Annotated in this window: 10 protein-coding genes and 1 tRNA gene; 6 read left to right on the top strand and 5 right to left on the bottom strand. The window is 31.6% G+C overall.

Going from position 1 to position 11,868, the window contains the following annotated elements; all coding sequences use genetic code 11:
- Positions 1-945, top strand: coding sequence for a T9SS type A sorting domain-containing protein (locus CHRY9293_RS09240; RefSeq protein WP_162032714.1), 945 nt, complete (start codon positions 1-3; stop codon positions 943-945).
- Positions 946-1,751: 806 nt separating this feature from the next.
- Here CHRY9293_RS09240 and CHRY9293_RS09235 read toward each other — a convergent pair.
- The 4 genes from CHRY9293_RS09235 to CHRY9293_RS09220 all read right to left on the bottom strand — a co-directional run bounded on the left by CHRY9293_RS09235 (position 1,752) and on the right by CHRY9293_RS09220 (position 6,617).
- Positions 1,752-2,183 carry a hypothetical protein gene (locus tag CHRY9293_RS09235; protein WP_162032713.1) on the bottom strand — a complete coding sequence of 144 codons (432 nt, stop codon included), beginning with the start codon at positions 2,181-2,183 and terminating at the stop codon, positions 1,752-1,754.
- Between the two features lie 214 nt (positions 2,184-2,397).
- On the bottom strand, positions 2,398-3,597 hold the full coding sequence (gene lysA / locus CHRY9293_RS09230; RefSeq protein WP_185153207.1) for a diaminopimelate decarboxylase: 1,200 nt from the start codon (positions 3,595-3,597) through the stop codon (positions 2,398-2,400).
- Positions 3,598-3,655: 58 nt separating this feature from the next.
- The gene (locus tag CHRY9293_RS09225) at positions 3,656-4,879 is read right to left on the bottom strand and encodes a 3'-5' exonuclease (protein ID WP_162032712.1); all 1,224 of its coding nucleotides are present in this window, start codon (positions 4,877-4,879) and stop codon (positions 3,656-3,658) included.
- A 211-nt stretch (positions 4,880-5,090) separates the two neighbouring features.
- Positions 5,091-6,617 carry a helicase HerA-like domain-containing protein gene (locus CHRY9293_RS09220; RefSeq protein ID WP_162032711.1) on the bottom strand — a complete coding sequence of 509 codons (1,527 nt, stop codon included), beginning with the start codon at positions 6,615-6,617 and terminating at the stop codon, positions 5,091-5,093.
- Positions 6,618-6,861: 244 nt separating this feature from the next.
- On the opposite strand from CHRY9293_RS09220, the gene CHRY9293_RS09215 reads away from it, so the two are divergent.
- Together CHRY9293_RS09215 and CHRY9293_RS09210 are read left to right on the top strand one after the other, a co-directional pair.
- Positions 6,862-8,271, top strand: coding sequence for an MBL fold metallo-hydrolase (locus CHRY9293_RS09215; RefSeq protein ID WP_162032710.1), 1,410 nt, complete (start codon positions 6,862-6,864; stop codon positions 8,269-8,271).
- A 42-nt stretch (positions 8,272-8,313) separates the two neighbouring features.
- Positions 8,314-8,613, top strand: coding sequence for a thioredoxin family protein (locus CHRY9293_RS09210; protein ID WP_122545473.1), 300 nt, complete (start codon positions 8,314-8,316; stop codon positions 8,611-8,613).
- Between the two features lie 47 nt (positions 8,614-8,660).
- Here CHRY9293_RS09210 and CHRY9293_RS09205 read toward each other — a convergent pair whose 3' ends face one another.
- Positions 8,661-9,413: a nitrilase-related carbon-nitrogen hydrolase gene (locus CHRY9293_RS09205; RefSeq protein WP_162032709.1), complete on the bottom strand. Its 753-nt coding sequence runs from the start codon at positions 9,411-9,413 to the stop codon at positions 8,661-8,663.
- A gap of 103 nt (positions 9,414-9,516) precedes the next feature.
- Between CHRY9293_RS09205 and CHRY9293_RS09200 the strand changes: the two genes are divergently transcribed.
- From CHRY9293_RS09200 to CHRY9293_RS09190, 3 genes are all read left to right on the top strand, one after another.
- A complete protein-coding gene (locus CHRY9293_RS09200; protein WP_122545475.1) occupies positions 9,517-9,957 on the top strand; it encodes a DUF6646 family protein in 441 nt (146 codons plus the stop codon).
- A 109-nt stretch (positions 9,958-10,066) separates the two neighbouring features.
- Positions 10,067-11,428 carry an RIP metalloprotease RseP gene (rseP, locus tag CHRY9293_RS09195; RefSeq protein ID WP_162032708.1) on the top strand — a complete coding sequence of 454 codons (1,362 nt, stop codon included), beginning with the start codon at positions 10,067-10,069 and terminating at the stop codon, positions 11,426-11,428.
- Positions 11,429-11,509: 81 nt separating this feature from the next.
- A tRNA-Asn gene (locus CHRY9293_RS09190) sits at positions 11,510-11,583 on the top strand.
- The last annotated feature ends 285 nt before the right edge of the window (positions 11,584-11,868 follow it).

Here is an 11,868-nt window from a genome sequence, read left to right as displayed (position 1 = left end):
ATGAACAAAATATGCATCATTATTCTCATGTTTTACTTTACAAAAGAATATAAATCACAAACGCTCAATTATCAGATATCGCTTCCTGTCGATGTAATTTCACAAGAAAGAAACCAATGGTGTTGGGCAGGAACATCCAAGTCATTACTTGATTATTATGGGGTGAATAGATCACAAACAGAAATTGCAGAATACGCCCGGATAAATAATCCAGGAATGTTTGGAAGGATTCCTTGTGGTCAACCGAATGATAGGTGTAATCAACCTAATACTATGTTCGATTCATACAATGGGGATATTCAAGGAATTGTAAGATACTTTTCCCATACGGACAGCTATGGGGTCAATGCTCCTCTTAATACATCCCAAATCAATAACGAATTGAAAGCTAGGAAACCATTTTTTATAAGAATTGGCTGGAACTCAGGAGGTGGGCATTTCAGGCTAGGATATGGATTGAGTCAATATTCTACTCCTATCATCCGTCATTACTGGAATGGATCATACTATTATCCGTATATCTGGGGATATAATTACACCTATATGGTTAATTATATGGATCCATGGCCGGGAGAGGGTAAAAAGATTGAGAATTACAATTCGCTTGTTTCTAATAGTGCTGGTAGGTGGACTCATAGCTTAATATTGAATTCGCCACCCAATACTTGGACTAATAAGTCTATATCTGATGAAAACAATCAATCTATGGATAATAAAAGTCTCCAAATTTACCCTAATCCTGCAAAAGATTACATCAACCTTGTGTCCTATGATAATCAAATTGAGCAAGCTTATATCTTCTCCTTCGTAGAAAGAAATGTAAAACAAGTCGAAATTGATCGTAATAATAAAATCGATGTAAGTACATTAATTCCAGGAAACTATATATTAAAAGTAATGCTACAAGATGGAAGCATAGTTTTCAAAACGTTTATAAAATTATAATTTTTCAGTATGGCCAATGAAAATAAGAATAGGTAAGCAAGCAGAAAATCAATAATTTGTTAATCTTAATTTATAAAATTTCGTAATCAAAAAACTTAGTTTTAATTACAGCAAGAAGTCGTCTCACTATTATGAGGCGACTTTTCTATTTCTACCTAAATTTTTCAAAAAATTTTTTATATATTATAAAAGATTATTGTAATAATAATTACACACATCTTGTAAACATAAAACTTCGTTAAAAAACGAAATAACATTCTAATTTTGTAAAAAATATTTGAATGCTATTATCTGTCAAATTTAATCCCATAAAGACCATTTGAACAAATATACCAATCAAAGATAAAATATTATATTTTTTTTCGAAAACCATTTAAACTCAATGTATAAAAAGAAATCAATCTAGAACTTTTTCTAGTTAGAGGAAAGCTTTAATTTTTTTAGCATTGATACTTTTTCACTCTATAGAAAGTTTTTATTAAAAATAAAGATTCTATAAAGTTCAACCATTCATGAAAATCTGCTTTTCCTGTTCTCATCTTTTCTACCATATTATATGGAGACGAGACAAAACAATACAACGCTATAATGTAGAGAACATGAATAAGCATCATCTATAAATTTTTTATTCATAATAGTTGTTATTTAATTCTGAGCATGTGGATTATTTCCACATGCCGGAATTAAGATTCCGCTAAAAAAGAATAGAAAAACTGATAATTAGCTAAATATAGAACTTCCCTATTCTCCCTCAAGCTATAACACAATAATAATAATCAATCGATTATAAAACACTTAATATAACTCTATATCTTGTATAAATTACTTTTAATATTATCCAACGATTTTATTGATAGAATTATACTGGGAATAAGCCCAAAAAAAATGGAGGAATAAGGCATTATAATAAAATGGAGAGCACTTGTTGAAGAGCCACTTACATAATCATTACTATTAAAGTACCAAATGACATTCATCAAAACAGGAAAAATTACCCAAGCTAATAGCACTAATCCATACAATATTTTTAAAAATACTGTATCCACATTTTTTATCACGAATAAATCAATTATCATAAATAATATAACCGGAAGGATATTTAATACTATCATAAACATAGTAAATTTATCAAACTCTTGGTTGCTTTCATTGAGAGAAATGACCAGTACATAAGTAATAAAAGCCATACTCAAAAAGCTAAAACTATATAATATAGTTTTTTTTAATTCATTTTTCATCCTTTTTCAAAATTTGGACGGAAAAGTCAAAAAGCATACCAAGAACAAGTCGTAACCCACTCATTTACAATAAAATAAATATCTACTTGTCCATTTAAATGACAATAAAATTTAAAAAACAATATAAAATAAACTGTAGGAATATTGTAGAATATCCCCATTTTTTGGACAGTTTATCATTATTTATAATTCGGATATAAAAACTAGAATTGTTTTACAATACTTCAATTTGATTTCTTAATAAATCTTCAAATTCATCTCTTTTGCGAATTAAATGCGCTTTCCCATCTAAAAATAGAACTTCAGCAGGCTTTAATCGTGAATTAAAGTTTGAGCTCATTTCAAATCCATAAGCTCCAGCATTATGGAAAGCCAGAACATCACCTTCTCTTACCTCATTTAATTTTCTATCCCAAGCAAAAGTATCAGTCTCACAAATATTACCTACCACTGTATAAATTCTTTCTGCACCCTTTGGATTTGATAGATTTTCAATATTGTGATAAGAATCATAAAACATAGGACGTATAAGATGATTGAAACCAGAATTTACTCCCACAAAAACAGTAGCAGTAGTTTGCTTAATCACGTTTGCTTTCACTAATAAATATCCACTTTTTCCTACAAGAAACTTTCCTGGTTCAAACCATAATTCAAACTTTCTTCCTGTAGATTTTGAAAACTCAGCTAATACTTTTTCAACTTTCTTACCTAAAGTTTTAACATCTGTTTCTTCTTCACTCGCTTGATACGGTATTTTGAACCCACTTCCCATATCTAAATACTTTAGGTTAGTGAAATGCTCAGAAAGCTCTAACATAATATCTAACGCCTGTAAAAAAACTTCAGGATCTTTAATCTCACTCCCTGTATGCATATGAAGACCTTCTACATTTAGGTTTGTAGTTTTCATTACTCTTTCAATATGACGTAATTGGTGAATAGAAATACCAAATTTACTATCAATATGGCCTGTAGATATTTTATAATTGCCTCCTGCAAAAATGTGAGGATTAATCCTTACAAAAATTGGATATGTATTTCCATATTTATTACCAAATTGCTCCAAAATAGATATATTATCTATATTGATATGCACTCCATATTGCATAGCCTCTTCAATCTCTGCCAAATCCACACAATTCGGAGTAAATAATATTTTTTCTTTCGGAAATCCAACTTTTAAACCAAGTTTTACTTCATTAATTGATACACAATCCAAAGATGCTCCTAAGCCCTTGACGTACTTTAAAATATTTATATTCGTTAATGCCTTTGCCGCATAAAAGAACTTAGTATGTTTTAAAAAAGAAGATGTAAGTTTTTCGTATTGAGTTTTGATAGATTCAGCATCGTAAACATACACCGGCGTGCCATATTCAGTGGCAATCTGTAGCAAATCTTTTGAATTCATAATATTAAGTAAAACTTCTTTTTGTTATAAGTAAAGTGCAAAGGTAGTAAATAGCAATCTATTTTGGTAACGGTAGTGCCTCAAAATCCCCTCTAAGCATTGCCAATTGCAATTCATTATTTAGATCAGCAGATTGAAATAGTAAATCAATTTTTAATTTAGAAAGCTTATGTACTGATCGAATTTGTGTAAATAATTCATAGAAACCATAGGAGACTACTTTGCCTTCATCAATAATCAAGAATAACTTTTCCCCCAATTTTCTGCCCGTCCCTAGCCAAAGCTCTTTCTTTTTATTCAACTCTATTTTATTTTTGAAAACTTCCAGATCTTTAAATTCCTGATGTCCTTCTATAAATTTTACTGCTTTTATTCCTTGGGTAAAAGAACGAAATTTCAAAATCGGTTTTTCTGTTTTATTTAATTTATTTTTCTCAACAATATATTTATTATTCCTATAATAAAGTCCAAATGGAAGCACTTCCCTTTTTCTGATATTTTTTGAGTTCAAAATTAACTTTGCAATAATATCAGTACCAGTAAGTTCATAATTGATACGCTCAACACTTCCTTGAATCACTTCCCACTTTTTAGACTTGGAATTAAATATTTTCTTGGAAAATTTATTAATATCTTGTACATGGTCAGAAAAAAGAATCTTTCCCTCATTATTTTGTAAATAAACAAATCCTTTTTCATTAGGAAGATCTTGCGTTAATTCTTTAACTTTATTAATGTAGGTCTTCGCATTTGCCTCTTCATGATGTCTCTGAATAATTTCATTATCAATATCTTTTGAAATCAAAAGTTTGAACAATTCTAAAGTAGCACGAGCATCTCCCTCCGCTCTATGAGCATTAGTTAAAGGGATTCCCAAAGACTTCACTAATTTGCCTAAAGAATAACTTACTTCATTGGGAATAAGCTTTTGCGCTAAAGGAATAGTATCTAACGTATTGATTTTAAAATCATAACCCAGTCTATTAAAAGATTGACGCAGCATTCTATAATCAAAATCAATATTATGCCCAACCAACGTTGTATCTTTCGTAATTTCGACAATTCTTTTTGCAATTTCATGAAATTTAGGTGCTGTTTTAACCATTTTAGGTGTAATACTGGTTAATTTTTGCACAAAAGGTGTGATATCGCTTTCAGGGTTGACAAGAGAAATAAACTGATCAACAATTTTCTGCCCATCATACCTAAAAATAGCAATATCTATAATGCATTCTTTTCTATAACCTGCACCATTACTTTCTATATCGATTATTGAATACATTTAAATTTTATACAACTGAATGTTCAGATTAATTCTACTAATTTTCATTATAAAACACGGATATTCATTACACTATCTACACAAGATCTACACAAGTCATGCCATTACACAATACTATTTTATAATATCTATGCTATTTTAAATATAAAGGCATCCTGCTAAAATAGTAAAAATTATAAAAATATAGCGACTAAAACCTTTTCTCTCCCTCTTATCTCCTTCTTCCTCCTAATCCCAACATCCCTAAAATAGCTTTAGCACCTTCTCTCATCAACGTACTCGTAAAGGTTCTTCCTGCCTTACTTTGCAGCACCTGCTCAAACATTCCAGGCTCTTCTTTTACATTTTTAGTTTTCTGATTAAGAGGCACATTCTGAGTAGCTTGTTCCATTCTGCCTACTAATATTTCATAAGCAGATTCACTATTGACGACTTGTTCATATTTAGCAACTAAAGATGACTTTCCTGTCAATTCCAATATTTCCGTTTCATTTAATACATCCATTCTTGATTCTGGAGAAATCAAATACGTATGAACCAAAGGAGTAGGAATACCTTTTTCATCTAAAGCAGTTATAAAAGCTTCTCCAATTCCCAAATTTTGAATCAACGTAGATGAATCATAATATTCCGTAGTAGGATAATTCTCTACCGCTTTGGTAATTTCTTTTTTATCTTTTGCTGTAAAACCTCTTAAGGCATGCTGTATTTTTAAACCTAATTGAGATAGTACAGACTCAGGCACATCTCCCGGAATTTGTGTTATGAAGTAAATTCCCACTCCTTTTGACCGAATTAACTTTACCATTGTTTCAATCTGAGAAACCAATGCTTTTGAAGACTCATCGAAAATCAAATGAGCTTCATCAATAAATAATACAAGCTTAGGCTTTCCACTGTCTCCTTCTTCAGGAAAAGTCATATATATTTCAGCAAAAAGCGAAAGCATAAATGTTGAAAACAACTGAGGTTTGCTTTGAATATCAGAAACTCTTAAAATGTTTACTACCCCTTTTCCATCCTTTGTTTGGAGTAAATCATGAACATCAAAACTTAGCTCTCCAAAGAAACTAGAAGCACCCTGTTGTTCTAACGCAACTATTGATCTTAAAATTGCTCCTAAAGAAGCAGGTGATATAGCCCCATAATTGGTAGAAATCTCTAATTTTCCCTGCGGATTTTCCGTAACATATTGAAGTACCTTCTTCAAATCATTCAGATCGATCAGAGGCAATCCTTTATCATCACAATATTTAAAAACTATGGACATGATACTTTGCTGAGTATCATTCAATTCTAATATTTTACTTAATAAAATAGGACCAAATTCTGTAACAGTTGCTCTCAACTTAACCCCTTTTTCCCCCGAAATAGTCATTAGCTCTACAGGAAATGCCTGAGGAGTATAAGGCAATTGTGTTTTTGCATATCTTTCTTCTATCACAGCATTCATATTCCCTGCTTCTGCGATTCCGGAAAAATCACCTTTAATATCTAAAACCAAAGAAGGAACTCCTGCATGAGAAAGCTGCTCTGCAAAAACTTGTAACGTTTTCGTTTTACCCGTTCCCGTTGCTCCTGCAATAAGACCATGGCGATTAATAGTTTTCAAGGGAATTATTACATCTACCTCTGGAATTACTTCTCCTTCCAACATTCCTTTTCCCAACACAATATATTCTCCCTTTGAAGCATATCTGGAATTAAGTTCTTCAATAAACTGTTTTTTATCTCCCATTTTATTTTTTAAAACATAAATATAAAATTTTTTTATAAAATATTTAATGATATCTTATCCATTTAGCTTACAATTATATTGTATTCTGTGAATACTATTTTTATCATATAAAAACAGGTAATACACTATCATTTTCCTTATGCTTTGTAGGGATATTGATAGATCCTATAATGTTGATTCAACAATTCATTTTACCATTCGTCTAATACTTCGTATCTTTATCTGAAATTTTAAAACAAAACCAATGAAAGTTGAACAAATATATACAGGTTGCCTTGCTCAGGGAGCCTATTATATTGTATCAGAAAATGAAGCTGCAATTATTGACCCTCTAAGAGAGGTTACTCCTTATTTGGATCGTCTAAAAAAAGATAATGTAACTTTAAAATATATTTTTGAAACCCACTTCCACGCAGATTTTGTTTCAGGACATTTAGACTTGAGTAAAAAAACAGGAGCTCCCATCATATATGGTCCCACAGCTCAACCTAAATTTGATGCGATAATCGCTGAAGATAATCAGATCTTTAATATTGGAAAAATAAGGATTAAAGCTTTACATACTCCGGGTCATACAATGGAAAGTACCACTTATCTTTTAATTGACGAAAATGGTATTGAAACTGCCATCTTTACAGGAGACACCCTATTTTTAGGAGATGTAGGAAGACCAGATTTAGCTCAAAAATCAACCAGCCTTACACAGGAGGATTTAGCTGGCATATTATATGACAGTCTACAAGAGAAAATCATACCATTGAATGATGAAATTACTGTTTATCCTGCCCATGGAGCAGGTTCTGCGTGTGGAAAAAATATGCAGAAAGAAACGGTAGATACATTAGGAAATCAAAAAAAAACCAACTACGCATTAAATCAACCTGATAAACAATCTTTTATAAAAGAAGTTCTTGATGGCTTAACAGCTCCACCCAAATATTTTGGAATGAATGTGGCTTTAAACAAAGAAGGATATGAAAGTTTAGACTTGATCATGAATAAAGGATTAAACCCCATTCCTGCAGAAGAACTTGAAGCTTTTGTAGAAGAAACGGGATCTTTGATTTTAGACACTCGAAGCCCTATTGAATTCCATAAAGGATTTATTCCCAATTCTATCAATATTGGTCTTAAAGGAGACTTTGCCCCATGGGTAGGAACATTAGTTGTTGACGTAAAGCACCCTATAGTATTAATCATTGATGAAGGCACTCAAGAAGAAGTAATTACACGATTAAGCAGAGTAGGCTTTGATAATGTTTTAGGGTATTTAAAAGGAGGCTTTGAAGCGTGGAAGAATTCAGGTAAAGAAATTGATGAAGTGAATAGAATATCTCCATCAGAGTTTGCAAAACAATTTAAAGACAATTCTATAGTGCTAGATGTCCGAAAACTAAGCGAATACTCAGCTGAACATATCGAAAATTCTTATAACAAACCTTTGGATGCCATAAGCGACTGGGTAAATTCTATCGATGATTCGAAACATTTTTTCCTTCATTGTGCAGGAGGCTATAGAAGTATGATTGCAGCAAGTATACTTAATTCTCACGGAATAAGAAACTTTACAGAAATTGAAGGCGGATTTAACGGGATTAAAAAAACTGAAAAATTTCCCATAACCAACTTTGTATGCTCTTCAAAAACGTTATAAATAGCAATTAAAAATCCTTTTCATTCTAAAAAATAAAAAGCAATGTCACAAAAATTCCAAGAAATAATCAATTCTGAAAAGCCTATTTTAATTGATTTCTTTGCCACATGGTGCCAACCATGCAAAGTTCAATCTTCTGTATTGAATAGTGTCAAGGAAAACGTTGGTGAAAATGCTAGAATTATAAAAGTAGATGTCGATCAATATCCCTCTATCGCATCTCAATATGGAGTTCGAGGTGTCCCAACGTTAGCCATATTTAAAAAGGGAGAATTACTTTGGAAAGAAAGTGGGGTGCACGATGTAAATACTCTGACTAAGCTTTTAGAACAATATGTATAAAAATGTAATCTAAGGTCAGACTATAATAGACCTTGGATTACATTCAATTATAATTGAATTGAAAAATTATCCCTATCATTTAAAAACTGAAAGTGATTTCTAAAATCTTTTAATTGATCAATATCTAATTCTGCAGAAACAATATTTCCCTCTTTTTGCGAAATCTCTGTTCCATCAGCAAAAAAGCAATGAGAACTTTCCTGATAAAAAAGATCATTCCCATCTGTTCCAATTCTATTTAAACCAAAAACAAAAGATAAGTTTTCTATTGCTCTTGCTTTTAAAAGATGTTCCCAAGCACCAACTCTTTTATCAGGCCAATTAGCAACATATAAAATAGCATCATAGTCATCATTATTTCTCGCAAACACAGGAAAACGTAAATCATAACAAATCTGTAATAAAAATCGAAACCCTTTATAGTGAATAATCACTTTTTCCTTTCCTGGAGTATATACTGTATCTTCTCCTGAAAATGAGAACAGATGCCTTTTATCATAGAATCCAATTTCAGCATCGGGTTGGACAAAATACATTCTATTATAAAACTTTCCATTATAATACATTGGAATACTACCACAAAATGCAGATTTCTTTTCTTTAGAAATTTTCTTTAAAAAATTCAATGATTCCTCATTTCGATCCGCAACCTCTGCAGCATCCATGCAAAACCCCGTTGAAAACATTTCCGGAAGAAGAAAAATATCCGCATGTTGATTTTGAAGCTGATCCTCAATCAATTGAAAGTTAGCTAACTTATCCTTCCATATAATGTCCAAATTTAATCCTACAATCTTCATAACCTTTAATTAAAAAAACTTCAATAAAAATATGATTTTATAATGACTTCGGTTCTATTTTTGATGATGATATTTTTCTATACTATTATAAAAATCTAAACTTATGAAGAAATTGTTATTTATGTTGATGATCATCTTTTTTGGATCAACAGTAAATGCTCAGGCCTGGACAGGAAAAGGTGACCAGAAAGTTCAGTTAGGGCTTAATGCTTGGGGATACGGAACAGGAGTTACGGGAACTTATGACTACGGTTTAAATCAGATATTATCTGTTGGAGCAGGTTTGAATGCTTATTTTAGCGGATATAAGGACAATGATAAAGATAACAGAGTATTCATTTTTGGCCGATTAAACTTTCATTTACAAGAAGCTCTAGATCTACCAAAAAAATGGGATATATATCCAGGAATTGATTTGGGAGTTTTAGGCAAAGATTTTGGAATAGGCGCACACATTGGTGCACGATACTTTTTTACTGACAAAATTGGCGTATTTGCTGAAGTGGGAAACAATGGCAGTATTGGAGTTTCTTTCAATTTATAATATAAACATCATAATATATGACAAAGCTTCTTATTTCAAGAAGCTTTTTTATTTGGCATAGTTTTGATAATTATTACCTTTGCAAATCAAAAACATAATAAAATAATTAATGGAATTAGCAATTAAGATTTTCCAGTTCATATTAAGTATTTCTATTTTAGTAATTCTTCACGAGCTTGGACACTTTTTACCCGCAAAATGGTTTAAAACAAAAGTAGAAAAGTTCTATCTTTTTTTTGATCCTTGGTTTTCAATCGTAAAGAAAAAAATTGGAGAAACGGAATATGGAATTGGATGGCTACCATTTGGTGGATATGTAAAAATTGCAGGAATGGTGGATGAGAGTATGGACACAGAGCAATTGAAACAGCCAGCTCAACCATGGGAATTCAGAGCAAAACCGGCATGGCAAAGATTAATTATTATGCTTGGAGGTGTTACAGTTAACTTTTTTCTTGCGTGGCTAATTTATAGCAGCTTGTCCTTCTTTAATGGTGAAACTTATACAGATCTTAATAAATTTACCAATGGAATAGAAGTAACCGAAGCCGGGAAAAAAATGGGATTCCAGAATGGTGATAAAATCATTAGTATTGATGGAAAACCAAATGAAAGACTTGAAAATGCATCCATTAATATTCTTTTAGGGAATCAAGTAACCGTACTTAGAAATGGAAAAGAAATTTCTTTTCCAGTAAATACAGACGGTGTTGCGGATGTTCTTAAACAAAAAGAAGCCAAATTATACATAAGCCCAAGAGTACCTATGATAATTGATTCTTTGGTATCACCTACAGCTAAAACGTCAGGATTACTTGCTGGTGATAAAATTGTAAAAATCAATGGTCAGAGTGCCGCATTTTTTGATGAAGTAAGTTCTATTTTAAACCAAAATAAAGGAAAAACAGTTTCCATAGATTTTGAAAGAAATAATAGTGGAAAACTCCAAAATTTACCATCCGTTCCTGTAGATAAGAATGGGAAATTAGGTATACAATTTTCCACCAAAGATATTGTCAAGTCAATTACTACCAATAGAAAATATTCATTTGGAGAAGCTATACCTAGAGGTTTTACAAGAACAATTGAAGCATTAACAATGCAGGTGAAACAATTTAAAATCATGTTTAACTCTAAAATTCAAGGATACAAAAATGTAGGAGGTCCAATCGCTATCGTAAAAAGCATGCCTGTTGATAAAGATATTAATGGTGATTTTGCGATCAACTGGACAGCATTTTGGAGCTTCACAGCGATGTTTTCAGTTTGGTTAGCATTTTTAAATTTAATTCCTATCCCAGGACTTGACGGTGGACATGTAATTTTCACTTTGTATGAAATAATTGTAGGAAAACCGGTTCCTCAAAAAGTATTGGAAAGTGCCCAAATGATTGGCGTTATCTTCTTGTTAGGCTTAATGTTACTAATTTTTGGAAGTGATATATTCAAAATCTTTACAGGGAAATTATAAAAAACTCATATTTTTTTCTTTAAAAAATTTGTAAGGTATAAATATTCGTCCTATATTTGCACCACTTAAAACAAAGGACATTCCTCCTTAGCTCAGTTGGTTAGAGCATCTGACTGTTAATCAGAGGGTCGCTGGTTCGAGCCCAGCAGGAGGAGCAAAAAGACTTACATTTCTGTAAGTCTTTTTTTATATACTCACTTGTAATAATTGGGAGCTATGCAAAAAGTTTGGATAATCTGAATAAGAAAAAGGGGATCAGGCGCAAAAGTTGGGGGCTATGCAAAAAGTTTGGATAATCTGAATAAGAAAAAGGGGATCAGGCGCAAAAGTTGGGGGCTATGCAAAAAGTTTGGATAATCTGAATAAGAAAAAGGTTCTGTCTTTTACCCCTCTTAGTTGCAATCTAAAGTTTTTGATTTTCGCATTAAAAGACTCTGCTG

Source organism: Chryseobacterium potabilaquae, from assembly GCF_902728265.1.
Taxonomy (GTDB): Bacteria; Bacteroidota; Bacteroidia; order Flavobacteriales; family Weeksellaceae; genus Chryseobacterium; species Chryseobacterium potabilaquae.
The sequence above is the reverse complement of the archived record's forward strand: the minus strand, read 5'-3'. Positions and strand labels throughout refer to the sequence as shown.

What these genes read in the sequence shown, in the direction of transcription:
- CHRY9293_RS09205 (WP_162032709.1), bottom strand. Translation starts at nt 9,413, where the DNA reads ATGAAGATTGTAGGATTAAATTTGGACATTATATGGAAGGATAAGTTA.
- CHRY9293_RS09240 (WP_162032714.1), top strand. Translation starts at nt 1, where the DNA reads ATGAACAAAATATGCATCATTATTCTCATGTTTTACTTTACAAAAGAA.
- rseP (WP_162032708.1), top strand. Translation starts at nt 10,067, where the DNA reads ATGGAATTAGCAATTAAGATTTTCCAGTTCATATTAAGTATTTCTATT.
- CHRY9293_RS09215 (WP_162032710.1), top strand. Translation starts at nt 6,862, where the DNA reads ATGAAAGTTGAACAAATATATACAGGTTGCCTTGCTCAGGGAGCCTAT.
- CHRY9293_RS09210 (WP_122545473.1), top strand. Translation starts at nt 8,314, where the DNA reads ATGTCACAAAAATTCCAAGAAATAATCAATTCTGAAAAGCCTATTTTA.
- CHRY9293_RS09235 (WP_162032713.1), bottom strand. Translation starts at nt 2,183, where the DNA reads ATGAAAAATGAATTAAAAAAAACTATATTATATAGTTTTAGCTTTTTG.
- CHRY9293_RS09200 (WP_122545475.1), top strand. Translation starts at nt 9,517, where the DNA reads ATGAAGAAATTGTTATTTATGTTGATGATCATCTTTTTTGGATCAACA.
- CHRY9293_RS09225 (WP_162032712.1), bottom strand. Translation starts at nt 4,879, where the DNA reads ATGTATTCAATAATCGATATAGAAAGTAATGGTGCAGGTTATAGAAAA.
- CHRY9293_RS09220 (WP_162032711.1), bottom strand. Translation starts at nt 6,617, where the DNA reads ATGGGAGATAAAAAACAGTTTATTGAAGAACTTAATTCCAGATATGCT.
- lysA (WP_185153207.1), bottom strand. Translation starts at nt 3,597, where the DNA reads ATGAATTCAAAAGATTTGCTACAGATTGCCACTGAATATGGCACGCCG.